We start from the raw sequence: 25,397 nt of genomic DNA, 5'->3' as shown, positions 1-25,397 counted from the left end.
TGCCTCATATTCGTGGCGAAGCCCTTCGGCCAAAGCGAATACATAATCTTCATCGCTGTCATAATAATCGTTACGAAAAAACAGAGCTGTGACGCCCGGCGAAGCGGCGCTCATAAATGCCTGCTTGCCCGAGTGCTTCGCCAGCGCGGCATTCAAAGCCGACGCATCACGATCAACCGCCGTCATATCCTTGACGGTGATCGGCGCGTTGCAGGCCGGGGTTTTGCGATGCTTGCGGCCCGGATCGGAAAAGACGCGCTCCTTGGTGGACGGGAAATCCTCAATGTCCTGAAAAGCAAAGCTGTTGCCCGTGCCGCCAAAGCCGTTCAGCCTGTCCTTGATATAAGTTGCATAGCTTGGCTTCGACTGTTCGCCGTCATTGATGATGTCCAGCCCTGCCTCGGCTTGGCGATCAACGACATATTGCACGGCGGCGGCAATATGTTCGTCCACAGCAGCCAAATCGAGGGGAAGCCCGTCTTCCTTGGCAAACATGATTTCGATTAGATCATCTTCGCGCGGCAGACTGCCGACATGGGTGGTGAGAAAACGTCCGGCGCTGGCCATGTCAGACTTCCTTTAAGAAATGCGTGTTCAAAAAATTCTGGAGCAGCCAATTGACCGATCCCGCTTGGTCAACATTAGCCAGGTGGCCAGCATCGGCGATAATTTCGGTCTGTCCGTGAGGGACATGGCTGCCAATATAGTGCGCGACCTGTTTGCGCCAGTCGCTATCCTGCGCGCCAGCTATAGCGAGTACAGGCATGGGCAGAGACGCAATATCTTGCGTGGTAAATGCCAGCGGATTCTGGTCCACCAATTGGTCACGGCCATCATAGTCCGCGAGGATATCCTGCAGCAGCTCTACTCCAGTGGGCGCAACCTGCGTAAGCGTGTGCGTTTGCCACTGCGCCAACATGTCCGACAGCTTTCCTGCCCGAACCAGTTGCGCAAAGGCAGCGCGATCAATCTCCGGCGCATCTGCAGGTTCATGGACCACATGGTGCAACGGCGCGCCGATCAGGCTCAACGCCCTCACCCGTTCAGGATAGTGGCGCGCAGTGTCCAACGCCACCGCTGCGCCTTGTGAGAGACCGACCAACGAAAAGTCATCGGCACCAAAATGGTCGGCAATTTCGAGGACGTCATCACGTTCGAAGGCAAGGCTAGGCGGCGCAGTTGATTGACCGAAGCCACGCCGGTCCGGCATGACCATTCGAACGCCCAACAGCGCCATTTGCGGCAACCAGATACGCCAGTCCAACGTCCAGCCATGCAGGAAAATGACCAAGGGGCCGACGCCTGCGGTACGGACATGAAGCTGCCCCCCTGCGACCTGCACCCAATATGATTCGGCGCTTACCCCGCCTGACCCTTCAAACTGGCGACTGGCCAACACGGGCAATCAGGCGTGCATGGCCCGGAAGGGGTTGTTATTGGCGTGATTGCCAGCCAACCACCGGCTTAGTTCGCTGCGGGCTTCCGCCCTGCGCTGGGCATCGAGGGGCGCCGCTTCCGGCGCGTCATACGTGAACTCCAGCGTCATGTTGTTCGGATCTTTGACATAGACCGAACGGCAGTAGCCATGCTCAAGCGTATAGGTTTGCGGCTCGACAAATCCGGCAGCCGCAATCCGGCGCTCCAGTTCTTCCTGCCCCGCTTTATCGACCTGAAGCGCGATATGAATGAATGGGGACTCTGGCATTTCCGGGCCGAATTCAGCTTGGTCCGCGGGGTCCGCAAATTGGAAGAACGCCAGCGCGCTGCCGTCGGCGAGCTCAAAAAAACAATGGCAATAAGTCCGCTCTTTGCCGAACAATTCATCTTTTTCGCAATAGGTCGCCATCAAGGGGAAACCGAGCACGTCTTCGTAAAAGGCGCGCGTTGCTTCCAGATCTTTGGTCACATAGGCTGTGTGGTGCAGTCTTTTGGCTAGAATTTGCGTGCTCATACTGTTCGTCCTCGTCCGCTTAATGTTGTGCAATCGTCTGTCAGGCTACCAGCTTGGCGGTAATCTGTGCAACATGATTGCCTTGGAACCGCGCCCCAGCCAGTTCATTTTCGCTTGGCATCCGGCTGCCGTCATTGCCGGCAAGCGTTGTCGCGCCATAAGGCGTGCCACCGCTGATTTCGCCCATTTCGCTATTGCCTTTGAAAGTATAAGGCAGGCCGACAATCACCATACCGTGATGCAACAAGGTGGTGTGGAACGAAGTGATCGTGGTTTCCTGCCCGCCATGCTGGCTGGCGGTTGAACAAAATACGCTGCCGACCTTACCCACCAATGCATTGGCAAACCAAAGCCCGCCTGTCTGGTCAAGAAAGTTGCGCATTTGTGCCGCCATATTTCCGAAGCGTGTTGGCGTCCCGAAAATGATGGCGTCATAATTGGCAAGTTCATCCGGCGAAGCGATGGGCGCTGCCTGATTGACCTTGATATGCGCTGCAGCCGCGACTTCATCAGGCACCAGTTCAGGCACCCGCTTAATGTCGACTGTGGTTCCGGCAACCGACCGTGCGCCCTCGGCAACAGCCTCCGCCATTGCCTCGATATGGCCATAGCTGGAATAATATAGAACGAGAACTTTGGTCATCCAGATTACCTTAGAATTTATAGCTGGCCTCAAGCCCGTAAATACGTGGGCGCGCCTTGAAGACGAAGCCACCGGGCGAGAATTCGGCATTGTATTTTTCGTTGAAAAGGTTGCTGGCAAACGCGGCCATGCTCCAGCTATCGCTGTTTACACCAAGACGCACGTCGACCAGATCGACTGGCTGGCGAACGGTGGTGTTGAACGGCTCCCACCATGTTTTGCCAGTGCGCCGGTAATCCACGCGGAACAGGCCATCGAGCGTATTGGTAAGCTGCGGCGTAAACTGCGCGCCCAGGTTATAGGTGTAACGCGAAATCAGAGGCGCTTCGTTTCCGATAGCGGATGCATCCGGGAATTCCTTGATCTCGCTGAAGGTGTAGCCAGCGGCTGCATTCAACTGAATATCCGACGTCGGACGGAAATTGGCTTCGACCTCAAAACCCTGAATCCTGGTCTTCGGCACGTTGCCGAGATTCTGCGTGGAGTTGGCTGCGAGGAATACAAAAAAGTAGCTGTTTTTCGATAATGTCGAATAGGCGGCCGCGTTCAGTGTCAGCTTACGATCCAGCAAGCGGGTCTTCACCCCGACTTCAAACGTGCTTGCGGTCTCATCCTTGAAGATATCCGACACCCCGACAATGCCACTGCTGGCAGCTACGCCTCCGACGCCCGTCTGGTTGAAGCCACCAGAACGGAACCCGCGGCTATACCCGCCGTACAATGTCACGTCGTCGCTCGGTTGATAGGTCAATGTGACCTTTGGCTGCAAATCATCAAAAGTCGCACGACGCTTTTGTCCTGTTGTGCCCTGCGGAAATCCCGGAACATTTGGCAGGAACGCCGTCGGCGTCAGCGTCGTGTTCACGCGCTTGTCGCGGTCATAGCGAAGCGACGCATCAACGCGAAACTGGTCGGAGAATTCATAGCCCAGATTACCGAATACAGCCCATGCAAAGTTGTTCTGACTGTCCGCAAGGAATGTTGACTGGGGGCTGGCCGGGTTTGTCGATGGCGTCCGGTATACGGGGAACACGCCCTGCTGGAAATCCAACAAGTTACCGGTCGAGATGTAACGCTGTGTATCGATATAATAGCCACCGAACATCCAAAACAATTTGTCATTCTTCGGTGATTCAATCCGGATTTCCTGACTGACCGCTTTCACATTCAGATATTGGCTTTGCGCAAGATCGAATGGAAGGCCAAAAACTGCAACCAGCAGTGACTCGCTAAACGGCAGGAAGTTAAATGCGTCGCCGGTGAGGATTTCCTTTACCGTGTCATACGAAGTAATTGAGGTCGCGGTAAATCCGTCGCCTTCATATGCAAATTTGGCAGCAACGTTCAGGATATCACGATTGTTGATGCCGCGGTTATTGACGCGGATGGGGAGACTGACATCGTTCACGTCGTTGACGATGTTGAAATACAGAGCCTGTGTTTCAAGCCGTGCGTAAGACGCGCGCAGATCGGCAGTCCAGCCATTACCGGGCTCAATCAGCAGATTGCCGCGCACCGAAAGGTCTTTTACAGGATCGGCGTCTTCATTCAGGAATGTGTTGCGCAAATAGCCTTCGGTGTCGCGGTATGACCCCGATACACGGTATTTCACGGTATCGGACAAAGGCCCGCTAATGCCTGCACGGACGTTCCAACCAAAACCATTGTCGATGCCAGCCTTAATGCTGCCCGAAAACTCGTCGGTAGGCTTCTGGCTGGTGATGATGATCGCACCACCGATTGCGTTGCGTCCATAGAGGCCACCTTGCGGCCCTTTAAGAACTTCAATCTGCGCGATGTCCACCAATTCCTGGTTAAAGGCAGCAGGGTTTACCTGCTGCACACCGTCTATCACAACTGCAACAGAAGGCTCACTGTTGCGCGCCTGCGTAATGCCGCGAATGATGATGAAGGCGTTACCCGAGTTTTGCGTCTCGACCAGATTAACGTTCGAGGTCAGGTTGATAAAGTCGAGTGGCTTTTCAATACCGGCGTTTTCGATTGTTTCGGCACTGAACGCGGTTACGGCAGCTGGCACATCTTGCAAATTCTGGTCACGGCGCAGCGCGCTCACAACGATTTCCTGTGGTACGTCTTCAGCGGCAGCGTCTTGAGCATACGCGATGCTTGGCACTGATGCCGCCGAAGCCATCAGGGTAATTAAGGCCGTAGAAGCCCATTTTGCAGACTGGATTGCCATTCTTCATCCTCCCCGGATCATGTCGAACGCCTTCTCTCACCGAAGCGTATCACACGGTGTTATATCCTTCGAAATTCGAAGTCAAGTTCGATATGCGAACTTTTATATGGTGGGGTCGGCCTGCAAAGCAATTGCCAGAGACGGAAATCTCCGAAGGGCAGATTCAATTTCAGCAGCCGCCTCCCGCAACAGCGGAAGGCGCGACGCGATCAGTTCTTCTTGTGAAATGCGTGTCGTTGACGTCGAACAATTGACCGCGGCGATTGGCCGCCGGGACGCGTCAAAGATCGGTACCGCGACCGAAACAATTCCAAAGTCCAATTCATCAAACGCGGAATCATAACCCTTTTCGCGGATCTGCTTAAGCCGTGCACGCATGGCGTCGGCGGTTACGACGGTATGCTCGGTAAATTTCTCAAACGGCGCGGTGGCAAGGAACGCTTCGATGTCAGCCTCGGGTAAAAATGCGATAATTACCTTGCCCATGGACGTCGCATGCGCTGGAAAGCGCGTGCCGACATTGACACCCAGCCGGATACGGCGGTTCGTCGACACATGCGCCAGATACAGAATGTCTTTGCCCGCCAATGACACCATCGAGGCACTGTCGCCGGTTTCATCGCGCAACGCCTGCAAGGGCGGCACGCAAACCTGTTCAAGATGCATCGACGAATGAAATGCCGAGCCAAAGGCCAGCACCTCGGGCCGCAGGAGGAAGCTGCGGTCATGCTGGGCAACATAGCCCAAGGCAACCAGGGTATTGAGGCAGCGGCGGGCGACAGCGGGGCTGAGTCCAGTGACCGCCGCGACTTCGCTCAGTCGCATTTCAGGATGCTTGTCGTCAAAGGCACGCAATACGGAAAGACCGCGTTCGAGTGTCGAAAGATACTCAGGGTCTTTCTCGATTTTAACCATCAATCCGACCTTTCCAAAGCCCTTCTCAGCGGCGCTACCAGCTCATCATCATGTGCACCAAGCACCGGCGGTGCGGTCACTTCCAGAGCACGTTCGCCGTCGAAAGTCACGGGCGATCTAATTGTCCGGAATACGCCATGCGGACCATTTCGGTCCTCTATACACAATTGAAGCGCCTTGGCCTGTTCGGATTCAATCGCCTCGTGCGAGGTGTTTACAGGCGCATGCGGAACTTCCAGTTCGCGCAAGATATCACACCATGCCTGACGGTCGCGAGTTTTGAATATGGGCGCCAGAAAGCCGATGACATTTTCGTAATTTGCAATGCGCGCCTCGCGGCTTTCAAACATCGGCAAGCTCAACATATCAGGTTGGCCCACCGCGATGGCCAGATTTTCCCAGAACTTTGGCGGCGACGACATGTGCAAGGCAATCCATGCTTCGTCGGAACATTCAAAGACATAAGATTGCGATACATTAGGGCGGCTGTAAGGCCCCATGATCTGATTATCGGAAAAATAATGGGTGAAGTCGTCAAGGTTGAAATGTGCCATGGATTCAAACATTGACGTTTCGACCAGGCGACCTTTGCCGGTGCGCTCACGTTCATATAATGCGGCCAGTACGCCATAGGCTGCATAGAAACCTGTCGTGGCATCAGCCAATGCAGGCCCAACAACCCGGCGATGCACGGGATTCACCAATAGCCGGAGAAATCCGCTAACCGCCTGGGCAACAGTATCAAAGGCTGGCCTGTCACGGTCGGGACCTTCCGTACCGAATCCCGATATGGATGCATATACAAGCCGCGGGTTCAGCGCTTGCAATCGCGACGCTGCAACGCCAATCTTGTCCGCTACACCGGGACGGAAATTCTGGATAAATACATCGGCGTCCGCCAAAAGCGCATCAAAGACTGCCAGATCTTCCGCCAGCCTTGTATCCAACGTGATACTTTTCTTGTTTCGGTTATATGTCTGGAAATGGGGACTGTACAACTCCCCGCGAAATGCACGAAACGGGTCGCCGACTTTGGGTTGCTCGATCTTAATGACTGTTGCACCAAGGTCGGCAAGCAACATTCCGGCGGCCGGTCCCGTGATAAATGTACCCATTTCAAGAACGGTGATGTTGCTGAGCGGCTTTGCCATTATATGTCTCCAGACTTGACTTCACCGTAGAAAATTCGAATAACGAAATCAACTTCGAATTTCGAAATATGGAGTAGCTATGCGCATTGGCAAACAGGACGCCCCTTTCACATCAATCTGCACTTCGGACGCCCACAGCATCAATGTGCGGGGTCTGGATTTGTGCGATGACGTAATTGGAAAGATCGATTTCACCAGCTATTTCTGGATGCTCGTCACCGGAACGCTGCCTACGCCGACGCAACTGTTTTTCTGTAACGCAGTGCTTGCGGCGATTGCCGAACACGGCTTGGTGCCAAGTGTCGTGGCATCGCGCATGACATATGCTGCTGCACCCGAGGCATTCCACGGCGCAGTTGCAGCGGGCCTTTTGGGTTGCGGCAGCGTCGTATTGGGTAGCGCTGAGGTCGCTGGCCGTTTCTACGCCGAATGTGTTGAAGCGGCCGAGGACACCGGTGCAGGGGCCGCCAACACTGCAAAACAGAAACTCGCCTCATTGCGTGCTGACAAAAAACCCATTCCAGGCTTTGGACATCCGCAACATTCCGACGGCGACCCTCGCGCGAACCTCTTGCTTCAGCTTGCCGAGGAGCATGGGATAGTCGGCAAGCATATTGGCATGTTGTACGCCATCCGCGACGTTTTGCCTGATGCAATTGGGCGGCCACTGCCCATCAATGTCAACGGCGCGATCCCTGCGGTCATGCTGGATGTCGGCTTTCCCTTAGCTGCATTAAAGGGTATTTCGTTGCTTGCCCGTACCGCGAGCATCATCGCGCATCTTCAGGAAGAAACAGAACGGCCCATCGGCTTCATTATGTCAAGTGCCGCCGCCAATCAAATTGAATTCACGCCGGAAGCCCCCGGCAAAAACTGAAATATCTGGGCTTATTCTAAACGGACAACGCATCATCAACCATGATCGGACGGTGGTAAAGTTGCGCGGAACATAGTCTTGACGCTCACGTTGAATGGGCGGACCAAGGAGACTAAAGATGGCGCAAAAAGGTGCAGGCGGAAATCCCGGCGCGATAACCACCAAAGGCGGAGATGGCGCGGGTGGCAGCACCGGCACGGGAAGGGGCGGCGGAAATAACGCGCGCGGCAAGGCGGATACCTCCAAAAAGAACGAACCGCATGGCGACAAAGAATCGTCGAAAAAGAAATAATTTACAAAAATCCTTTTTTGCGATGCCCACAGTGCCCGCGAGATCGTTCGGTAATCGACATGACAACCGCTCAGACCAAAACCGGCATAAACGGGGCGCCTCCCCCCGCGACGATGCGTGTCATCGAAAGGAGCGTCTACACAGGGCCAAATCTCTATAGCCTTCGGCCGATGGTGCGTATTCGGCTTGATTTAGGCAATTTGGAATATTGGCCGACGGACAGGCTGCCAGCCATGACGTCTGAGTTACTTCAAGTTTTGCCGGGATTGCACAATCATGGCTGTAGCTATGGCGTGCCTGGGGGCCTTGTCCGCCGCATGCAGGAAGGAACGTGGCTTGGTCATGTCATTGAACATGTGGCCATCGAACTTCAATCCGCGGCAGGCGCGACGGTTACGCGGGGCAAGACACGGTCAGTAAAGGGGCAGCCGGGCGTCTATGATGTCTTGTTCTGCTACGCCGACCCGATAAGCGGACTTGCGGCAGGGCGGGCGGCTATCACCCTTGTCGCATCATTGCTGCCGTCTGAATTTCAATCGGTCGATGGTCTTGATCGCATTACCGATGCCATGCCGACTGACCCATGCAATGCACTGGCGATCCTGTCGATGATGCGGCGACTGGTGCGGGCACACGGCCTTGGCCCGAGCACGGCATCCCTGGCAGCGGAAGCAAAGCGACGCGGAATTCCGGTCATGCGCCTCAACGATGCCAGTCTCTTGCAGCTTGGCCATGGTAGTCGGCAACAGCGCATCCGCGCCAGCGTCACGGGCGCAACATCGCTCATCGGTGCCGAGCTTGCCGCTAACAAGGCGGCCGCAAAGACCTTGTTGCACGAAGTAGGCCTGCCAATTCCGCGCGGAGAAGTCGTGCGGACCGCAGACGAAGCTCTGCAGATTGCCCGCCGCCTCCGCTGGCCCGTCGTGGTGAAACCGCTAAACGGCAATCATGGACGCGGCGTTACTGTAGGGGTGTGCGACGAAAACGCATTGCAGACGGCGTTTTTAGGCGCCAAAAAAGTCAGCAGGCTCGTCATATTGGAGCAGGAACTGCCGGGTTTTGACCACCGGATTCTTGTTGTGAACGGCAAAGTGGCGGCAGTTGCGCAGCGTGTGCCCGCCCAGGTGGTTGGCGATGGCATTCATTCCATCGCTGCACTGATTGAAGCCGTTAATGCCGACCCAAGGCGCGGCAACGGCCACGAAAATGTCCTGACGCGAATTCCTGTAGACGACGTAACGCACAAAATGTTGGCCAAGCAAGGTCTTAGTCCCGATTCCGTGCCCGCCCTCGGCCAAATCGTCACGCTGCGGGATACCGCCAATCTGTCGACAGGTGGAACGGCTATCGATCGAACAGACGTTATCCATCCTGAAAATGCCTCTATTGCTATCCAGGCGGCAGCAGTCATCGGTTTGGACGTTGCAGGCATTGACATGCTGTCCCCCGATATCAGCCAAAGCGTTCGGACCAATGGTGGCGGCATCGTCGAGGTCAACGCAGCTCCCGGTCTTCGAATGCACCTGAATCCGTCAATTGGGACACCGCGAGATGTCGCGCGCCCGATAATCGCGTCGTTATATCCAAAAGCACACCAAAGCCGAATTCCTATATTTGCAGTGACAGGAACCAACGGCAAATCAACCACCGTGCGCATGGTGTCGCGGATTCTGTGTGAGGCGGGTTATCGCGTCGGGATGACGTCGACCTCGGGCGTCTCTATTGACGGTCATCTTCAGGTAGCCGTTGATGCCAGCGGCCCACGCAGCGCCCGTATGGTACTGCGCAATCCGACCATCGACGCTGCGGTGTTTGAGGCCGCGCGTGGCGGCATATTGCGCGAAGGGCTTGGCTTCGGTCGCTGTGATGTGGGGGCGGTACTGAACGTCACCGCTGACCATCTGGGGCTTAAAGGTATCGATACCGTTGAAGATCTGGCACGCGTCAAATCAGTCGTGTCGGAAAGCGTAAGCCGCAAAGGACACAGCGTTCTGAACGCCGATGACCCACTGACGCGCAAAATGGCGCGGCATGCAGGTGGCAAGGTCGTCTGGTTCAGCGCCCGTCCCGATGCGGCAACCACCGAACCGGTGCAAAGCCATCTCGCCAAGAAAGGAATGGCGGTCCTTTTGGAAAAGGGCGAGATCGTTTTTTACAACGACGCCCGTACACCCGTCGTGTGTGCCAATGCATTGCCCTCCACCTTAAACGGGGCCGCAGAATTCAACGTCTTAAATGCATTGGCCGCAACGGCAATGGCAGCTGCTTATGGCATAAGCTGCGACATCATAGCGCAAGCGCTCATGGCGTTCACGACCTCATTTGAAGATTCACCTGGCAGGCTGAACATACTTGAGGCGCATGGCGTTTGTGTAATCCTTGACTATGCACATAACCCTGCAGCGTTGGCCGCTCTTGGCCGTCTGATTGAACGTCTTCGTTCTGACGGCGGCCGCGTCTTTGGCATGGTAAGCATTCCCGGCGACCGACGTGACAGCGATCTGGTGGAAATGGGCGTCCTTGCCGCAGGGATTTTCGACGAGATTATGTTCCGCGAAGCACCCGATGGTCGTGGTCGCCCAGCCGGCACGATAAACGCACTGATGGCGCACGGTGCGCTTTCGACGGGAATGCCCGAGCACCGCGTCCACCGCCTTCTTAATGAAGAGGAGGCGACTGATGCCTGCCTACGCAACGCACGATTGGGAGATATGGTCGTGCTCATGCCGACTGAAGTCGAGGCTATCTGGCAACGGGTAACGGACTTTGCAGAAGCGCCACCTCCGCAATATGAAACTGCGCCGCAAGGTGGCCTTTTACAAATCGCCCACGAAACCTCCTTGGAAGGACGGATCAGCCATGGCTGAAGGCGGGCCACTGTTTGTGATTGGCGGGCACGAGGACAAAGGCGGCGAACGGGAAATATTGTGCGCCATTGCAGAATATTTGGACGGCGGACGGCTGGTGGTCGCCACCATCGCAAGTCATGCTCGAGAAGGCTATTTCGAGAGCTATTGCAATGCTTTTGATGCCCTCGGCGTGGCCGATCTGGTTGAACTGTACGTCAAGGATCGGGCTGAGGCTATGGACGGGTCAAAAAGCCAGATGCTTGAAAATGCAGCAGGCATATTTTTTACCGGTGGCGACCAGCTGCGCATTGTCAGCCAGATTGGGGATACCCCGCTTGAGGCCATGGTGCATGACCTTCACCGGCGCGGCGGAGTTATTGCCGGCACCTCGGCAGGTGCATCCGCGCAAGGGGAAACGATGTTGATCACCGGCGCAGGGCAGGAATCCTACCGCATCGGCGATATGCACATGGCGCCAGGCCTTGGGTTAATTCCGGGCGTTATGATTGACCAGCATTTTGCGGAACGCGGGCGCATCGGAAGGTTGCTTGGTGCAGTTGCGCACAATCCGCGCTTGCTTGGCATCGGTGTAGACGAAGACACCGCGATTGTCGTTAAAGGTGAGGATTTTGATGTTATTGGCGCGGGCGGGGTGACGATTGTCGATGCGGCCCGATTGAGCCATTCCAACATCGCCGAAACAGAGCCGGACAGCGTGTTGTCGATGCACGATGTCACGCTCCATGCGCTCAGCGCGGGGGACCGTTTCAACCTCATCTCCCGTCGGCCAGCGAAACATGAAACCGCCGATTAGACGCAGTAAGGACACATTAATGGCTCTTGTTAATATCCCTATACCCAGTACCCAACAGGAGCTTTTCCCGGTCGAGGCCGAGGGGCAACGCGCCGACGCTTTGCTTGAGCTACTCCATCATTTGGACGAAGTCGGCTATGACTTTATCGCGCCAACGCCGGCTTCGCAGGCGCGGGTGGTCGCACGTGCGGACCGGCAAGTGGGGCATGGCCTCATGGATTTGCTCGGGTGGAGCCTCCCTTGTCGCACCGAAAGCATCCCGCCTGATATATTGGCCTGTCTCGGCAAAGCCAATGTGCTTGCGCGCCTTGTTGACGGAATGGTTTCGGCTGACATTCGCGTTTCGCGTGTCTTTGGCAGATTGTTTGTCCACTCCGCCTTTCCCACCACGCAACAGGACGCAGTATTTCTGGGGCCGGACAGCCATCGCTTTGCAGACTTCATATTGCGCAACCTAAACGACATGCCCGACGGTGCCCGCGTACTTGATTATGGTGCGGGCGCCGGCGTAGGTGGCATTACAGCGGCATCGCAGTTTGCCAGAGCCAAGCTTACTCTTGCGGACATCAATCCCAAGGCTTTGTTCCTTGCCGGTATTAACGCGCGCTACGCCGCACTGGATTATAATACGGTTGCGGCTAGCTTGCCAAGCGAAGTTGAGAGCGAATATGACCTCATCGTCATGCACCCGCCCTTTATGATTGACGAAGGCCAACGGGCATACCGCGATGGAGGTGACCTTTACGGTGGCCGCCTTTCAGTTGATTGGGCGCTGCATGGCATGAAGCAGCTTTTACCCGGCGGGCGGCTGGTGATGCACACTGGTGTATCCATCGTTGCAGGGCGAGATGTCGTGCTTGACGCGTTTCACCAAGTGATGCCCCAGGGCGATTTCACGCTTAGCTATAGCTTGCTTGATCCCGACATTTTCGGTGACGAACTGGACACTGATGCTTATGTGGAAGTCGACAGGATCGCCGCGGTCGGCATCCGCATCGATCGGGCCCGTTGACGGCATTTAATCTGTAAGGGCGGGCGCCAGGGCGTCCGGATCAAATCGCTTCACTTGAATGGCGCAACCGCATAGGGTTGGGAAAATGGAGTGGAGATAGCATGCACAAAAATTTGATGATCGGTCTAGCAGTCTCGGTTGCCACCCTCACATTTCCTGCCGCCACAGTTTACGGGCAAACCGCTTCACCCGCTATTGTGGCAGCAAGCGAAGATGCACGCCTGACGGCATTTCTTGATGTAGAGTTCAGCGAATTTTTGACACAGCAGCCGCAAACGGCCACGCGCCTCGGGATCCAGGAAGGCGGGGACCGCTGGAATGACATAAGCGACTCAGCCGCCTTGGAGATGGTCAAATGGCGGCAGGCTAGCGTGGCGCGGATGAAGGCCAAATTCAATCGTTCCGACCTGTCTCCAGAAGCGCGTGTAAATTACGATATTTGGGAACTCGAAGCTGAACGCGCTGTCATTGGTCAGGCAAACCGGATGCACCGGCCCCCATTTTATTCGCGGCTATATTCCGCACATAGTCAATTGGCCGATTTTCTGGTCAACACGCACGGGGTGGCCGACGTAATTGATTTGAGGAATTATATTGCACGGCTTCGCGGAATTCCCGCTGTTCTAGATATCGCTATTGAGCGGAGCAAGGCGAGCGAGGGCGCTGGTATCCGTGCGCCGAAATTTCAGATTGAAACCGTGATTGCGGGCAGTCGGCGGCTGATTAGCGGCGCACCCTTTGATGCAGGGCCAGATTCCGCTCTGTGGGCCGATGTGCAGGCCAAAACTCAGGCGCTGGTCACTTCGGGCAAACTACAGCGCAGCGACGCGGATGTTCTGCTCGCCGAGGCCCGCACTGCGATATTGGCGCTTCAGCCCGCTTATGGCCGAGTCATCGCTTGGGCCAACAATAGCTTGGCTCAAGCACCCAGCGGCAGCGTCGGCGCCATTTCGCTTCCGGGCGGCGCGGCTTATTATGCCAATGAGCTAAAGCTCAACACGACGACTGACTATAGCGCTGACGATATTCATAAGATTGGTCTTGAGGAAGTCGCCCGGATCGAGGCCGAGCAGGACGCGCTTGCACAAAAGGCAGGTTTTAAGGACAGAAGCGCATTTTATGCCGAGCGAGCAAAGCTTTATCCACCTAAGCCTTATGACGATGCGGCGCGCGCCGAGTATCTCGCTACGGCCAATGCCTTTGTTGAGAAGACCAGGACGTTGCTGCCACCCTATTTTGGCATGTTACCCGCCTATCGTATCGAGGTGGTTCGGGAGCCTGCCTTTAGCGAAGTCGCAGGTGGCGCGGCACATGCGTCAGCCCCTAGCCCGGACGGCACGCGTCCTGCACGTACCTATGTCCATCTCGTCGGCAATACCCCGGACCCTGCGGCGCTTTATACGCTTATGTGCCACGAAGCAGTTCCCGGCCATAATATGCAGGGTGACATTCAGGTCCGGCAAAAGGGCGGACCAAAATTCCGCTCGGTTACCGGATATGTCGCTTTCGGTGAGGGCTGGGCGCTTTATGCGGAGGCATTGTGTAAGGAAATGAACGCCTTTCCCGATATCGCGGCGGATTTTATGCGGCTGGACGCCGAGCTGTTCCGTGCGGCACGCCTTGTGACCGATACGGGCATCCATGCGCTCGGATGGACCGAAGATGAAGCGGTAAATTACATGAACACCACTGGCCGCCAGCCCATGCAACGGTCACGGTCCGAAGTCCGCCGCTATATTACCCTGCCGGGGCAAGCGACAGGCTATAAGATCGGCATGCTCAAGATCATGGCAGAGCGCAAAAAGGCCGAAACCGCACTGGGTGCAAAATTTGATATTAAAGGCTTCCACGATCTCCTGATCGCATCTGGCTCCCAACCGCTATCGATTCTGGAACGCCGAGTTGACGAATGGATCGCCGTTCAGGGACAGAAGTAGCAAAAAACCTGTCTGTCCCGACAATCCTCAACCGTCGGGGTTCAGGAAGAAAGATTTCGAGGCCAATGGCTCAATTGACTGGGCCTTCAAAGATACGCCGTTGGAGGCAGTCAGTTAGGAACAAGCGCCGGTACTTTATCAGAAACGGGTATACGGTGCTCATCATCATATCCCATGTCCATAAATGGTCGCTCGGTCCCAAACTTCATATCAGCTGCAATATAGCTGGAAGACCCTGATAGATAATTGCAACCCCGGCCAGCGCATATCCTAGCACGGTGAGGTCAGTCATCCAGCGTTGTAGGCCATCGTCCGTATTCAAACCTGCTCGGAAGGCTCTGACAAATAGTGCGAATGTCAGTGCCAAGATCGCGATGGTGATAACCAAGACAAGAAAAGCAGCAGTCTTGGTGCCGGGAAAAACGCTCCCGATGATATACACCGCGAAGAAATGCACTGCCCATAGAAGCAGCCCACCAAGAAGATTGCGCCATTGCTGCACTAAACGCTCACGGGGAAAAACCGCAGGAGTAGCGCTGTGGCCGCTCCTTGTGCGCAGGTGTAAAGTAAAAACAGACTCACTACATCGAATGTCGTGTTGCGTGGGCGGGTAATCAGGCCACGTGCAGTGCGCGCTGCGAGATATCCACCCATCAAAATCACGACCGCGGCCAATTGCGCCTGAAGGGCAAGCAGGGCGTGAGAAAATGCACCTTGCGCGGTCAGCTCGGGATCAACGCCTTGCGCCCTCCAGCTAAACCAGTCGGTCGCCAGTGCAGCAACGATCATGAGTGCCGCAAATAGTAAGGCTGTGGTTGGACTCCAATTGGTTGATCGTTTACGACCAAGGAGCCACCGACCGACAAATACCAAGACGGCCGCCGCCGCATAGGCGAGGGAAATCGGGAGGGCCCACCAGCGCTCGGTCGGGATTACCCAATAAGTTGGATGGACGCCGTAGACAAAGAGATAACCGAAAATCGCCATGAAAAAGATCATAGCCGCGACGACCAAGACGCAGATAGTAGCCCACCAACCGTGGGCGCTTGGTCCGGTGACATAGGTAGGCAGCATGATACCCGCGCCGACGTCAACTTCCTTCTGGGTAACCGGCCGATCCGTGTCCCATAACCAGCGCAAAATTGAAAATGTTGCGAGCGGCAGGCACACAATCGACAGGAAGTACGCCTGCACCGTGAGAAGCAGGAAGAAGCCGGCCGTAAAAACGGCGCCCAGCAGAGGCCAGATTGAAGGCCCCATCATGATCTGCAGATATTGTGGTTCGGCGCGGATTGGGCTGGTAATTAGCGTTTCGCGCAGCCCGGTTGCGGAATAAGGAAGGAAATGGCGCCCCTCTGCGACTTCCCTGGCCAGATTGGGATTATCCCAAAGCGGCGTCATGCTACGAATGACGGGTATGCTGCGGGTTGAGTAAAGCCCCGTTGGCAGCCACTCCAGCGTGCCACCACCATATATGTTGCCCGCGTCATTTTCCGTCGTGAAACGAAAGTTGCGGATCAGATCGACAAGAAACAGTAGGACGCCAGTGCCAAGAATGAATGCACCAACCGAGGACAACATGTTAGTCCATTCCCACTGCATCCCCGGTAAATAGGTGTATACCCGCCGGGGCATTCCCATGAGGCCGGACAGGTGCATCGGAAGAAAAGTGATGTGCATACCTGAAAACATAAGCCAAAAAACCCACTTGCCCAATCGCTCCGACAATGGACGGCGGCTGGTCATGCCGACCCAAAAATAGAACGCGGCGAAGACGGGAAAAACTGCACCCCCGATCAACACATAATGCAGGTGCGCGACGATAAAATAGGTATCGTGCGCCTGCCAGTCGAAGGGCACCATTGCAACCATCACCCCTGTCAGCCCGCCCATCACGAAAGTGACCAGTCCGCCAACAACGAACAGAGTTGGTGTATTATATCTGGGTTTCCCGATGGCGAGCGTTGCGATCCAACTGAATACCTGAATGCCTGCAGGAATGCTGACTGCCATGCTCGCTGCGGCGAAGAAGCCTGTGGTCATGCTCGGCATGCCGGTGGTAAACATATGATGAGCCCACACGCCGAAGCTTATGAAACCGGTTGCAAGGAGTGCCAGGACAATCAGCTGGTACCCAACCAGTTCAGTCTTGGCTAGGCTGGAAACCATCATTGAAACGAGGCCAGCAGCCGGCAGGAAAATGATGTAGACCTCCGGGTGCCCGAAGAACCAGAACAAATGCTGCCATAGCATCGGATCGCCACCGCGGGTTGAATCGAAGAACGGCCAATTAAGCGCCCGTTCTAGCTCCAGCAGTAACGTTGCAAGAATTACCGACGGGAATGCGATCAGAATCATCCCTGCAAAAACCAGCATTGCCCATGCAAATAGGGGCATACGTGCGAGCGTCATGCCCGGAGCACGCGTTTTCAAAATGCCTACCAGAATCTCAATTGCACCTGCGATTGCACTAATCTCAATAAAGCCGATGCCAAGCAGCCAGAAATCAGCATTGATGCCAGGCGAGTAAGTTGAGTTGGTAAGCGGTGGATACATGAACCAGCCGCCATCTGGCGCAAGGCCTGCGAATAGCGATGCAAAGAAACATAGTCCGCCGATCAAATAAGCCCAAAATGCGTAAGCAGAGAGCCTCGGAAATGGCAAATCGCGTGCTGCAAGCATCTGCGGCAGTAGCATGACGCCAATCGCCTCCATAATCGGGACGGCAAACAGGAACATCATGACCGTGCCATGCATCGTAAAGAACTGGTTGTATGTTTCCTGTGGCAAAACGCCAAGCAGGGGAAGTGACAACTGTGCGCGCATCACTAGCGCTAGCACCCCGGCGAGGAGAAAGAATAAGAAGGCTGCGGCGACGTACCAAAGGCCTACATAGTTATTGTTCACGATGGTCAGCATACGCCAGCCTCGAGGAGCTGCCCAAATGCGTTTCAGTTCGTCCAACTCGCTTTGCGGGCGCGGCTCGCTGGTCGGAAAACGGTCGAAAAGTTTTGGATCGAACCCGGTTTCCGAAGTCATTTTTGCTCCTCGAGATAGATGGCGAGCTGAGCCAACTGCTCTGATGTCAACAATGTGTATGGCGGCATGCGGTTGTTGGGTTTTATCGCTTGGCTATTGCCTATCCAACCCATCATAGTGCCGCGATTGTTAGGCAAGATGCCTGCGCCCAGTGTTCCCCGCGATCCGACATGGGTAAGATCGGGGCCAGCAAGACCATTGGCACTTGTTCCGGCAATCCGGTGACAGGCCGCGCATCCACTCGTCTCAAACAGACGGGCGCCGCCGCCAAGGATCGACGGGGGCGCTGTCTCGCGTGACATTCGGTTCTGCATGAGCCGAGCAAATTGCACCGGGTCATGCGCTACAACCTTGAACCCCATGAGCGCATGTGGACCGCCACAATATTCAGCACATTGCCCGCCAAAAGTCCCAGGAACGTCCGCCTGAATTTTCATCAAATTGCGACGCCCCGGAATCATATCTAGCTTTCCCGAGAGCCTTGGGACCCAGAAACTATGGATAACATCGGCCGATTCAAGCTCAAGCACGACAGGTCGCCCTGTCGGGATGTGCAGTTCGTTCGCGTCGTGCACTACAGACCGGCCCTGCGCGTCAAGATAAGCGACGCGCCACCACCACATTTCGCCGGTTATCCGAACGCGCATCTCGGTGCCTTCAATTGGGTCCGATAAATGCCGCGTGAGCGATAGCCCGTAAACGAGAAGTATAGTGAGCACGACAACTGGAAACGCGATGCCGCCCACCCAAATTGCCATTTTGCCGCCAAGCTTGGTCTGCAAACTCGCTCGACCAAAAATTGCGATGTAGACCGCAATCAGTACGATCAACAGCACCGCAGCGCCCATCGCAAACAATATCCAGCTGAGTAATGACACCGAGCTTGCATATGGACCGGCGGGGTCGAGTATAGGAGGTGGCCAGCCTTCGAACATTAGGGTTCCTCTGCTTCATAAAGATAGGCTGCAATGTCGCGCGCCTCCCTCTTGCTCACGGGCATGGCTGGCATGCCTGAGCCGGGGACAAGTGCCGGAGCATTACGAATATACGCTGCGAGAATGTCCGGTTGGTTTGGTAACCTGCCTGCTATCAGAGCTCGCTCTGCCAAACCTGCGAGATCTGGACCAACCTTGCCTTTGGGCCAATCAAGGCCTGGGATGGTGTGACAGCTTCCGCAGCCGGCGCTTTCTATGACATTATAGCCACGTTCAGCACTGGCGTTTGGCATGAACTGACGATCATCTGGTGGCGGCTTGCAGGCCCCCATGAGTGCAGGCAGCAGAGCTATCGAACCAACACGGAACAAGCCTGCCAAAAAGCGTGTTGTCAAAGCGTGCGCATAATCCTGCCAATTTTCGCCTTGTCCGTCCTTGCCGGTTGCAATCAGTCGGACACGAAGTCGCTCGACCGCTTTGCGGAGAATGGCCACATTATAGCAATGGGCGGTGCGGGTGCGGGTGCAAGCAACGCTTGCTTCACATGTCACGGCCTCGACGGGCGCGGTAATGGCGCCGGCTCGCCCCGTCTGGCCGGGTTGGACGCCGGTTATCTGGAGCGGCAGCTTGACGCCTACGCCGACGGCCGCCGCTACCATGCACAGATGCGATGGATAACAGAACAGCTTGCGCCTGACGAACGCCAAGCCGTTGCGGTATATTATGCCAGCCTGCCTTTTGACTCCGGCTCCCCCATTTCGGCGACCCGATTGAAACTTTACCATGACGGGGACACGGCGCGCGGATTGCCATCCTGTGCCTCCTGCCATGGTGACCGGGGGGAGGGCGTCGGTGCAGCCAATCCTGCCCTTGCCGGACAACCGGCTGCTTATTTGGCGGAGCAGCTCAATCTGTGGCGCAAATCCCGGCGGCGCAATGACCCAGGAGATGTGATGCTGAGGATTAGCCAACGCCTGAGCCCTTCGGAGACGGAGACGCTGGCGCAATATGCGGCGGGGTTACCGGGCGGCCCTGCCAGTCAGGAATCTCTGGAAGCATACCCTGCAGGACATCGTCTCGATCCCAGAAATGATGTTTCAGGGCCGCCCCTACATGTGCCGGAATCAGCACGAGCAGCAGAATGACCGACGCAATGTGCACGTCTTCCGCCAAATCCAAGATATGGTAACGCGTTAGGGGTTGAAACCCATCCAGAGGTAATTGCGGCCAGGGAATTAATCCGCCCAGATAGAGGGGACCGGGCGGGGCTACCGACGACCACATCGCCCATCCTGAGAGTGGCAGCGTAAAAAATGTTGCGTAAAACAAGATTGCGGTCACATGCGCAATCGTCGTTTTCACCCCTTGCCCGTCAGCATCATTATACGGGTCATTAATCAACATACGCCAGAGAACTCTCCCAATCGCTAGCAGCAAGATCGGCAAACCCGCGGCGCTATGAATCTCATAGGCTCGAATTTTGCCTCCCCCGGGCAACAGAAAATCAGACCAGAATCCCCAGCCGATTTGAAAGACAACGAGCAGCGCCATTATCCAGTGAAAAGCGATCCCGACCGGCGAATATCGGCCGCGCTCTGTATGGCTGTTACCCCATGCGCGTAATCGGCCGATCATGGCGTCACTGCGTTATGTTCGCGGGCAAACCAGCGGCTAACGATATAAATTGCAGACCCGAGATAGAGCCCTGCCGATGGCACCCACATGATCAGGCCCGCAAGCTGCTGATCATCTAGCACGCTTAAACCCCAAGACGCCGTTGTCAGATAATGCGGCGCATATAGGGCAGTGGGCGAAAAAAGGATGAGTGCACCCAGTAGGCCCATCTGCACAGTGCTGAATAGCAACGCCGCAATCGCAGCAGGCTCTTGTGCCCGACGCAGGGCTGCCCAAAAACCCGCTGCCGTTCCGAGGAGTGATAGCTGCATCACCCAGTATACAATATCGCTTGATAAGGCCTCAGCATAAAGGCCGGGTGCATGCCAAACCCAGAAAATGAGAGTCTGCGCCGCCGTCCAAAAGGTAAGCGAGCCGCGTAACCGCGTCCTGTGCTCGGGCATGGCGAAAATAATAAGCGGGGCAAGCACAGCTGCGATGAGAACATGGTGCGTAACGCGCACGGAGAACAATGCCGAGCTAAGCGCACAGAAAGGTGATACAAATAACAGCAGGCTTAATGCGACAGCGCCACCCAGCAATCGGCGGCCATTTGACTCATCAGCCAAACGCCATGCCAAAAATGCCGAAACCCCCAACACGCTCAGCAGCACTGGATCGAAATTCCAATAGCTCGTCCACTCTGCGGGCGCGGGTGCCGGGCCGCAATAGGGCAGCCATATCGAAGGCGGCCCGATATTCACGAGCCGAGCGCTGAGCGGCGTTGGGCTCCTTGTCCGGCAGGCGTGATACGCCAAATTATATTAGACAAATCGTCAGCCACGATCAGCGCGCCGCGCGGGTCGACTGTAACACCGACGGGACGCCCAAAAGTTTTCCCGTCATTTTGAAATCCAGTGACAAAGTCGACCGGGTCACCATTTGGTCGGCCCCCGCTAAAGGGTACAAAGACAACTTTATATCCGACCGGCACTTCTCTGTTCCAGCTCCCGTGCATCCCAACAAAGACGCCGTTGCCAAACTGTCCGCCCATCGAGGCGCTAGAAAAAGACAGCCCGAGCGGAGCAGTATGTGAACCAAGTGAATAGTCCGGCTTCACCGTTTGACGAACCATTTCTTCTTTAAATGGTTGAACGCGGCGATCTGCATTTGCGCCCCAATAAGCATAAGGCCAGCCATAGAACGCACCTTGGCGGACCGACGTAAGATAGTCCGGAACCAAATCCGGTCCAAGCTCATCACGTTCGTTCACAACCGCCCAAAGCTGGCCCGATCCGGGCTGGATGGCCAGCGCCGTAGGGTTGCGTAAACCTGTTGCGAAACGTTTTGATGCGCCAGTCTCCGCGTCGATTTGCCAGACCATTGCCCTTTCTTCTTCGACAGCCATTCCACGCTCGCCGATATTGCTGTTTGAACCGATGCCAACATACAGAAGGCGACCGTCGGGACTGGCTGCGAGCGCTTTTGTCCAATGGTGGTTGATGGCGGCCGGTAATGCCGCTACGACGACCGGCGGTCCGCTAGCGCGGGTTTGTCCATCTTCATAACGGAAGCGTACCAGCGCATCTTGATTGGCAACGTAAATAAATCCGCCGACCTGAGCTAGCCCGTACGGCGCGTTTAAATTATCTGCAAATATTGCCCGGGCCTCGTACTTTCCATCTCCATCTGCGTCACGAAGCAACGTCAATCGATCTCCGCCTTTGACGGAGCTCGTCCCTTTCTTTTTCAGGAAACCTGCGAGCATATCCTTGGGACGCATGACTGATGCGTCATCACCGCCCTTGCCCTCTGCAACCAATATATCGCCATTGGGCAACACGATTGTTTGTCGCGGGATTTTCAGATCCGTCGCGATAGCTGTAATGGTGAAGCCAGAAGGAACAACGGGTCGTCTGTCTCCCCACCCCGCTGGGTCAGCGATGGTCATGCTCGGCAACAAGCCACGCTGTTGTTGGGGGAGGTCTGGATCTGCTCCATAACGCGTGACGTTAGTATCAGCTTCACACGAGCCCAATAAAAGCGAGGACACAGCAATTGCAACTACGTATTTGGTCATTTGCGTTCTCCCGCAAAAGGTCGGGTGAAGCCTGCCCAAATAGAAAAAATCGCCAAGACCAAGACTATAAACGACAGGACAAGACCCGCTGGCATCGCAGCCCACGCGTCTTTGGCGTGCACCAGAGCGTTAATGAAGCCAACAATGAATGTCGCCACAACCAAGCCGACGAAAATCCATTTCCCGCGATTATGGGGCCTGTCGGCCCGCAGTGCGTCGATCACCGTCCAAAGAAGCGCGGCACCAAGGAAAAGTAACGCACCAACAATGAGCCAAGACGCAAAATTGATCCATTGAATTTCATGACTGACGGAATATGCCCAGTCGCTGAGCAATGCTCCAATAAAAAGGGGCAAGGTCGATACAAGCAGCACGATGTGAAGAGGATGATTTACAATACGAACCGAATTTTGATGCGTGGTGGCCAAGGCTGATCCCCTCGTTTGCAGAAACTAAGGCACTACTGCGTCAAATCCGGTCGGTCAGCTTATCCGGCGGGTCGACATTATTGCCGTCATTCATGTTAAGTGATTGGATGTTAACCCTACTACGCTCTTTTGGTTCCCCAAGATCGTCGTTGAGGCTGATTTGACAATGCAGGACGTGACCGAGTGCTGGGGCGCAAGTAATCGCGAAAGTAAGCCAATTCCGCCGCTTATACGTAATCGCCGACTTCATGCGGGTGTACCCCGGGAACCGTCGCTGTTTAAGGTTGTTCTATCAGGGTCGGGGTGAGAACCTGCATACTTCCCTGACCTCAGGGGTTCATAATCCGTCCTCTCGCCCGCCAGTGGATTCTGGATCCAGGACACTTGGGATGGAGTGGGGTTTCGCTGTCAGTTTGGTACTGACAACTGAAAGAAAGGCAGAATGATGACTGAAGAAGTAAAGCATACAGAACAAACGAAATTGTCCGAAGAGGCGCTGGCTCTTAAAAAACAAAATGACCAACAGCCTCATCATCCCGCTCCGGAAAACCACCCAAATGAGGGCATGAATTCGACCCCTCGGCCGGATCAACCGCCTTCGGGCGCGTTCGATGCAGAAGGGCAGCGCCCGGTGCTCGAACGATCCAGAAAAGTCCGCTGAGGTCGTGACGAGCACGCAATTCGTTACAAATAAACGAACTTGACGCCTCTTATTCGCGCAAAAGAAAACTCGGCTTAGTTAGGATATGTCTATGCAGTTTCAGTTTAATAGCGACAACCAGATTACGGGTGACCAAGACACCGCTCAACTCGCAGAAAGTATAGTCCGATCACGGCTCGGTCGGCTCGAAACTCGCCTTACCCGTATCGAGCTACATGTGAGCGACGTTAACGGGCCGCGCGGAGGCCAGAACGATAAACGGTGTCTTATAGAAGCGCGCCCTAATGGAATGGATCCCATATCAGCGACAGACCAAGGTGAAACTGTAGAAGCTGCCATTACGGGCGCTGCGGATAAACTGCTCACAGTGTTTGATCGCTTGGTAGGGCGACAGACAAGCCGCAAAGGCCATTAAACTACTACCCATAAATCGCCAAATCCGATGCCATACAACCCCGATTAATGGGCCTGATGAAATTCATTCAGAAGGTTTCTGAAGCCAGTAAATAGGTGACCACATTCTGCGCCGTTCTTGAATGTCGCCTTTGGTTCTGACGACGCTGGTTCCAGATAGCGTCCCTGCGCCCGGAAAATGAAAGGCAGAGGGATTAAGGCTGCACGCAGGCGCACGCTTCCGTTTCGGCTGACCACACCGAATCTTACCATAGAATGAGAATCCTGCGGGGTGCGATTTGCTGAGCTATGACGTGACCGCCAAAGGGACCCTGCCGCAACAGCTTGACGACCCTATGTCAAAAAGTTGCGAATTACCCCGGCGTTGGCTTCAAATTACAGTCTCTGGGTCTATGGCATATTGAGAGACACCGAACGCAGGACGTTCTGATTGATTTCTCTGTTATGAAGCAAGACTAGCTGGCGGAGACGGTGGGATTCGAACCCACGATAGAGTCACCCCTATACACACTTTCCAGGCGTGCGCCTTCGACCACTCGGCCACGTCTCCGCATTCCCCTTCGGGAAGCACGCCCCTAGCCGCTCCTTTGCGCTTTCGCAAGGCACAGTGATTTGCCATAACGCGACTTATGAAAAGATATCTGCCTTTGTTCGTTGGTGTCGCGATAACTGCGGCTTTCCCTGTTTCTGCGCAGGAGGCCAAGACCTATCCCGCGCCCTCCGAGATTGTGGCAGCAGCCAAGGCGGACGAGTGGGTCGCAATTGCGCCTGCGGATTTGCTGGTGATGGAACTGGCACCCGATTCGAAAGGCCAGCCACGCCGCGTTGTCATCCAGCTAATCCCTGCGCCATTCAGCCAAAGCTGGGTCAGCAACATCCGCAAGCTGGCGGCAGCGCATTGGTGGGACGGAACAAGCATTAACCGCGTGCAGGACAATTATGTCGTTCAATGGGGCGATGCGACCGAGAAGAAGGCTATGCCCAAGGACTTGGCAATTGTGCCGGAAAGTGAGTACGTCGCCAAATCTACCAAAGTCACGATTGTCGACGGCCAAGCGTCGGGTTTTGTGCGTTCGCCGAGCATGAATACCTTCAAAGAAGACGCATATGCAGCAGAAACGGGCTTCGCGTCAGGTTTCCCGGTCGGTGGCCGCTGGCAATCACGTGAGATATGGCCAACCCACTGCTACGCCATGGTAGGCGTGGGCCGCAATCTGTCTCCTGACACAGGCAGCGGCGCGGAACTCTACACCGTCATCGGTCATGCGCCGCGGCACTTGGATCGCAACATTGCGCTCGTTGGCCGCGTCATTGAAGGCATTGAGCAACTGTCGAGCTTGCCACGCGGAACCGGCGCGCTTGGCTTTTACGAAAAAGAAGAGGAACGCGTGCCGATATTGTCTGTGCGTCTAGCCAACGAAGCAAAGGACGTGCCCAGCTTCGAATATCTCGCCACCGACAGCGACAGCTTTGCTGCTTACGCCGAGGCGCGCGCCAACCGGCGTGATCCGTTTTTCAATGTGCCAGCGGGCGGTGCGGACATTTGCAACATTCCGGTGCCGATCCGGCGCAAGGCAAATTGAAA

23 protein-coding genes, 1 tRNA gene and 2 pseudogenes are annotated in these 25,397 nt (G+C 55.5%); 10 read left to right on the top strand and 16 right to left on the bottom strand.

Translation table 11 applies throughout. The annotated features are described in order from the left end of the window. The 7 genes and pseudogenes from ACK4S7_RS01950 to ACK4S7_RS01920 form a co-directional block, all read right to left on the bottom strand. A pseudogene (locus ACK4S7_RS01950) lies at window positions 1-567 on the bottom strand (epoxyalkane--coenzyme M transferase); the annotation flags it as partial. Between the two features lies 1 nt (window position 568). Next, a complete protein-coding gene (locus ACK4S7_RS01945; RefSeq protein ID WP_409643974.1) occupies window positions 569-1,396 on the bottom strand; it encodes an alpha/beta fold hydrolase in 828 nt (275 codons plus the stop codon). Window positions 1,397-1,405: 9 nt separating this feature from the next. Then, window positions 1,406-1,951 carry a VOC family protein gene (locus ACK4S7_RS01940; RefSeq protein WP_409643972.1) on the bottom strand — a complete coding sequence of 182 codons (546 nt, stop codon included), beginning with the start codon at window positions 1,949-1,951 and terminating at the stop codon, window positions 1,406-1,408. A gap of 40 nt (window positions 1,952-1,991) precedes the next feature. After that, complete coding sequence (gene wrbA / locus ACK4S7_RS01935) at window positions 1,992-2,594, bottom strand: NAD(P)H:quinone oxidoreductase (RefSeq protein WP_409643970.1); 603 nt, start codon at window positions 2,592-2,594, stop codon at window positions 1,992-1,994. Between the two features lie 10 nt (window positions 2,595-2,604). Continuing rightward, window positions 2,605-4,794, bottom strand: coding sequence for a TonB-dependent receptor (locus tag ACK4S7_RS01930; protein WP_409643967.1), 2,190 nt, complete (start codon window positions 4,792-4,794; stop codon window positions 2,605-2,607). A gap of 102 nt (window positions 4,795-4,896) precedes the next feature. After that, window positions 4,897-5,709, bottom strand: coding sequence for an IclR family transcriptional regulator C-terminal domain-containing protein (locus ACK4S7_RS01925; protein ID WP_409643965.1), 813 nt, complete (start codon window positions 5,707-5,709; stop codon window positions 4,897-4,899). After that, complete coding sequence (locus ACK4S7_RS01920) at window positions 5,709-6,860, bottom strand: CaiB/BaiF CoA transferase family protein (protein WP_409643963.1); 1,152 nt, start codon at window positions 6,858-6,860, stop codon at window positions 5,709-5,711. The genes ACK4S7_RS01925 and ACK4S7_RS01920 overlap by 1 nt, the downstream gene beginning before the upstream one ends. Window positions 6,861-6,939: 79 nt before the next feature. On the opposite strand from ACK4S7_RS01920, the gene ACK4S7_RS01915 reads away from it, so the two are divergent. From ACK4S7_RS01915 to ACK4S7_RS01890, 6 genes are all read left to right on the top strand, one after another. Further along, the gene (locus ACK4S7_RS01915; RefSeq protein WP_409643961.1) at window positions 6,940-7,737 is read left to right on the top strand and encodes a citryl-CoA lyase; all 798 of its coding nucleotides are present in this window, start codon (window positions 6,940-6,942) and stop codon (window positions 7,735-7,737) included. Between the two features lie 118 nt (window positions 7,738-7,855). Further along, on the top strand, window positions 7,856-8,029 hold the full coding sequence (locus tag ACK4S7_RS01910; RefSeq protein ID WP_409643958.1) for a hypothetical protein: 174 nt from the start codon (window positions 7,856-7,858) through the stop codon (window positions 8,027-8,029). A 113-nt stretch (window positions 8,030-8,142) separates the two neighbouring features. Next, window positions 8,143-10,896: a cyanophycin synthetase gene (gene cphA / locus ACK4S7_RS01905; protein WP_409643956.1), complete on the top strand. Its 2,754-nt coding sequence runs from the start codon at window positions 8,143-8,145 to the stop codon at window positions 10,894-10,896. Beyond that, window positions 10,889-11,692, top strand: a complete 804-nt coding sequence (locus tag ACK4S7_RS01900) for a cyanophycinase (RefSeq protein WP_409643953.1) — start codon at window positions 10,889-10,891, stop codon at window positions 11,690-11,692. The genes cphA and ACK4S7_RS01900 overlap by 8 nt, the downstream gene beginning before the upstream one ends. Window positions 11,693-11,711: 19 nt before the next feature. Then, window positions 11,712-12,704, top strand: coding sequence for a methyltransferase (locus ACK4S7_RS01895; protein WP_409643951.1), 993 nt, complete (start codon window positions 11,712-11,714; stop codon window positions 12,702-12,704). A 101-nt stretch (window positions 12,705-12,805) separates the two neighbouring features. After that, window positions 12,806-14,641 (top strand): DUF885 domain-containing protein, encoded by a 1,836-nt coding sequence (locus ACK4S7_RS01890; RefSeq protein WP_409643949.1) that lies wholly within the window; start codon window positions 12,806-12,808, stop codon window positions 14,639-14,641. A 205-nt stretch (window positions 14,642-14,846) separates the two neighbouring features. Here ACK4S7_RS01890 and ACK4S7_RS01885 read toward each other — a convergent pair whose 3' ends face one another. The 4 genes from ACK4S7_RS01885 to ACK4S7_RS01870 are packed head-to-tail and all read right to left on the bottom strand — an operon-like array spanning window position 14,847 to window position 18,908. Next, on the bottom strand, window positions 14,847-15,098 hold the full coding sequence (locus ACK4S7_RS01885) for a hypothetical protein (protein ID WP_409643947.1): 252 nt from the start codon (window positions 15,096-15,098) through the stop codon (window positions 14,847-14,849). Between the two features lie 44 nt (window positions 15,099-15,142). Beyond that, on the bottom strand, window positions 15,143-17,680 hold the full coding sequence (locus ACK4S7_RS01880; RefSeq protein ID WP_409643945.1) for a cbb3-type cytochrome c oxidase subunit I: 2,538 nt from the start codon (window positions 17,678-17,680) through the stop codon (window positions 15,143-15,145). Then, window positions 17,677-18,615 carry a cytochrome c oxidase subunit II gene (gene coxB, locus ACK4S7_RS01875; RefSeq protein WP_409643943.1) on the bottom strand — a complete coding sequence of 313 codons (939 nt, stop codon included), beginning with the start codon at window positions 18,613-18,615 and terminating at the stop codon, window positions 17,677-17,679. Before coxB ends, ACK4S7_RS01880 begins: the two co-directional genes overlap by 4 nt. Then, window positions 18,615-18,908 carry a c-type cytochrome gene (locus tag ACK4S7_RS01870; protein WP_409643978.1) on the bottom strand — a complete coding sequence of 98 codons (294 nt, stop codon included), beginning with the start codon at window positions 18,906-18,908 and terminating at the stop codon, window positions 18,615-18,617. The genes coxB and ACK4S7_RS01870 overlap by 1 nt, the downstream gene beginning before the upstream one ends. A gap of 210 nt (window positions 18,909-19,118) precedes the next feature. Between ACK4S7_RS01870 and ACK4S7_RS01865 the strand changes: the two are divergent. Next, window positions 19,119-19,496: pseudogene (locus ACK4S7_RS01865) on the top strand (c-type cytochrome); the annotation flags it as partial. An 82-nt stretch (window positions 19,497-19,578) separates the two neighbouring features. On the opposite strand, the gene ACK4S7_RS01860 reads toward ACK4S7_RS01865, so the two are convergent. The 4 genes from ACK4S7_RS01860 to ACK4S7_RS01845 are packed head-to-tail and all read right to left on the bottom strand — an operon-like array spanning window position 19,579 to window position 22,737. Next, window positions 19,579-20,250, bottom strand: coding sequence for a cytochrome b (locus tag ACK4S7_RS01860; RefSeq protein WP_409643941.1), 672 nt, complete (start codon window positions 20,248-20,250; stop codon window positions 19,579-19,581). Beyond that, a complete protein-coding gene (locus ACK4S7_RS01855; protein WP_409643939.1) occupies window positions 20,247-20,993 on the bottom strand; it encodes a cytochrome c oxidase assembly protein in 747 nt (248 codons plus the stop codon). The genes ACK4S7_RS01860 and ACK4S7_RS01855 overlap by 4 nt, the downstream gene beginning before the upstream one ends. Continuing rightward, the gene (locus ACK4S7_RS01850; RefSeq protein WP_409643937.1) at window positions 20,990-22,309 is read right to left on the bottom strand and encodes a PQQ-dependent sugar dehydrogenase; all 1,320 of its coding nucleotides are present in this window, start codon (window positions 22,307-22,309) and stop codon (window positions 20,990-20,992) included. The genes ACK4S7_RS01855 and ACK4S7_RS01850 overlap by 4 nt, the downstream gene beginning before the upstream one ends. Further along, window positions 22,306-22,737, bottom strand: a complete 432-nt coding sequence (locus ACK4S7_RS01845; protein WP_409643935.1) for a DUF2231 domain-containing protein — start codon at window positions 22,735-22,737, stop codon at window positions 22,306-22,308. Before ACK4S7_RS01845 ends, ACK4S7_RS01850 begins: the two co-directional genes overlap by 4 nt. Window positions 22,738-23,179: 442 nt before the next feature. Here ACK4S7_RS01845 and ACK4S7_RS01840 point away from each other — a divergent pair, with 442 nt between their 5' ends. Both ACK4S7_RS01840 and ACK4S7_RS01835 read left to right on the top strand, forming a co-directional pair. Further along, window positions 23,180-23,398 (top strand): hypothetical protein, encoded by a 219-nt coding sequence (locus tag ACK4S7_RS01840; RefSeq protein WP_409643933.1) that lies wholly within the window; start codon window positions 23,180-23,182, stop codon window positions 23,396-23,398. Between the two features lie 91 nt (window positions 23,399-23,489). Next, a complete protein-coding gene (locus ACK4S7_RS01835; RefSeq protein ID WP_409643931.1) occupies window positions 23,490-23,813 on the top strand; it encodes an HPF/RaiA family ribosome-associated protein in 324 nt (107 codons plus the stop codon). A 459-nt stretch (window positions 23,814-24,272) separates the two neighbouring features. Here the strand turns inward: ACK4S7_RS01835 and ACK4S7_RS01830 are convergent. Further along, window positions 24,273-24,362: transfer RNA gene (locus ACK4S7_RS01830), tRNA-Ser, on the bottom strand. A gap of 79 nt (window positions 24,363-24,441) precedes the next feature. Here ACK4S7_RS01830 and ACK4S7_RS01825 point away from each other — a divergent pair. After that, the gene (locus ACK4S7_RS01825; RefSeq protein WP_409643929.1) at window positions 24,442-25,395 is read left to right on the top strand and encodes a peptidylprolyl isomerase; all 954 of its coding nucleotides are present in this window, start codon (window positions 24,442-24,444) and stop codon (window positions 25,393-25,395) included. Window positions 25,396-25,397: the final 2 nt, after the last annotated feature.

This window comes from Sphingorhabdus sp. (assembly GCF_046292425.1).
In the GTDB taxonomy this organism is placed as follows: domain Bacteria; phylum Pseudomonadota; class Alphaproteobacteria; order Sphingomonadales; family Sphingomonadaceae; genus Sphingorhabdus_B.
Note: the sequence above shows the minus strand (reverse complement) of the source record. Positions and strands in the feature narration are given on the sequence as shown.

What these genes read in the sequence shown, in the direction of transcription:
- ACK4S7_RS01850 (WP_409643937.1), bottom strand. Translation starts at nt 22,309, where the DNA reads ATGACCAAATACGTAGTTGCAATTGCTGTGTCCTCGCTTTTATTGGGC.
- coxB (WP_409643943.1), bottom strand. Translation starts at nt 18,615, where the DNA reads ATGTTCGAAGGCTGGCCACCTCCTATACTCGACCCCGCCGGTCCATAT.
- ACK4S7_RS01930 (WP_409643967.1), bottom strand. Translation starts at nt 4,794, where the DNA reads ATGGCAATCCAGTCTGCAAAATGGGCTTCTACGGCCTTAATTACCCTG.
- ACK4S7_RS01840 (WP_409643933.1), top strand. Translation starts at nt 23,180, where the DNA reads ATGATGACTGAAGAAGTAAAGCATACAGAACAAACGAAATTGTCCGAA.
- ACK4S7_RS01890 (WP_409643949.1), top strand. Translation starts at nt 12,806, where the DNA reads ATGCACAAAAATTTGATGATCGGTCTAGCAGTCTCGGTTGCCACCCTC.
- ACK4S7_RS01920 (WP_409643963.1), bottom strand. Translation starts at nt 6,860, where the DNA reads ATGGCAAAGCCGCTCAGCAACATCACCGTTCTTGAAATGGGTACATTT.
- ACK4S7_RS01915 (WP_409643961.1), top strand. Translation starts at nt 6,940, where the DNA reads ATGCGCATTGGCAAACAGGACGCCCCTTTCACATCAATCTGCACTTCG.
- ACK4S7_RS01940 (WP_409643972.1), bottom strand. Translation starts at nt 1,951, where the DNA reads ATGAGCACGCAAATTCTAGCCAAAAGACTGCACCACACAGCCTATGTG.
- ACK4S7_RS01870 (WP_409643978.1), bottom strand. Translation starts at nt 18,908, where the DNA reads ATGCCAAACGCCAGTGCTGAACGTGGCTATAATGTCATAGAAAGCGCC.
- ACK4S7_RS01860 (WP_409643941.1), bottom strand. Translation starts at nt 20,250, where the DNA reads ATGATCGGCCGATTACGCGCATGGGGTAACAGCCATACAGAGCGCGGC.
- ACK4S7_RS01880 (WP_409643945.1), bottom strand. Translation starts at nt 17,680, where the DNA reads ATGACTTCGGAAACCGGGTTCGATCCAAAACTTTTCGACCGTTTTCCG.
- ACK4S7_RS01925 (WP_409643965.1), bottom strand. Translation starts at nt 5,709, where the DNA reads ATGGTTAAAATCGAGAAAGACCCTGAGTATCTTTCGACACTCGAACGC.
- ACK4S7_RS01825 (WP_409643929.1), top strand. Translation starts at nt 24,442, where the DNA reads ATGAAAAGATATCTGCCTTTGTTCGTTGGTGTCGCGATAACTGCGGCT.
- cphA (WP_409643956.1), top strand. Translation starts at nt 8,143, where the DNA reads ATGCGTGTCATCGAAAGGAGCGTCTACACAGGGCCAAATCTCTATAGC.
- ACK4S7_RS01895 (WP_409643951.1), top strand. Translation starts at nt 11,712, where the DNA reads ATGGCTCTTGTTAATATCCCTATACCCAGTACCCAACAGGAGCTTTTC.
- wrbA (WP_409643970.1), bottom strand. Translation starts at nt 2,594, where the DNA reads ATGACCAAAGTTCTCGTTCTATATTATTCCAGCTATGGCCATATCGAG.
- ACK4S7_RS01910 (WP_409643958.1), top strand. Translation starts at nt 7,856, where the DNA reads ATGGCGCAAAAAGGTGCAGGCGGAAATCCCGGCGCGATAACCACCAAA.
- ACK4S7_RS01835 (WP_409643931.1), top strand. Translation starts at nt 23,490, where the DNA reads ATGCAGTTTCAGTTTAATAGCGACAACCAGATTACGGGTGACCAAGAC.
- ACK4S7_RS01900 (WP_409643953.1), top strand. Translation starts at nt 10,889, where the DNA reads ATGGCTGAAGGCGGGCCACTGTTTGTGATTGGCGGGCACGAGGACAAA.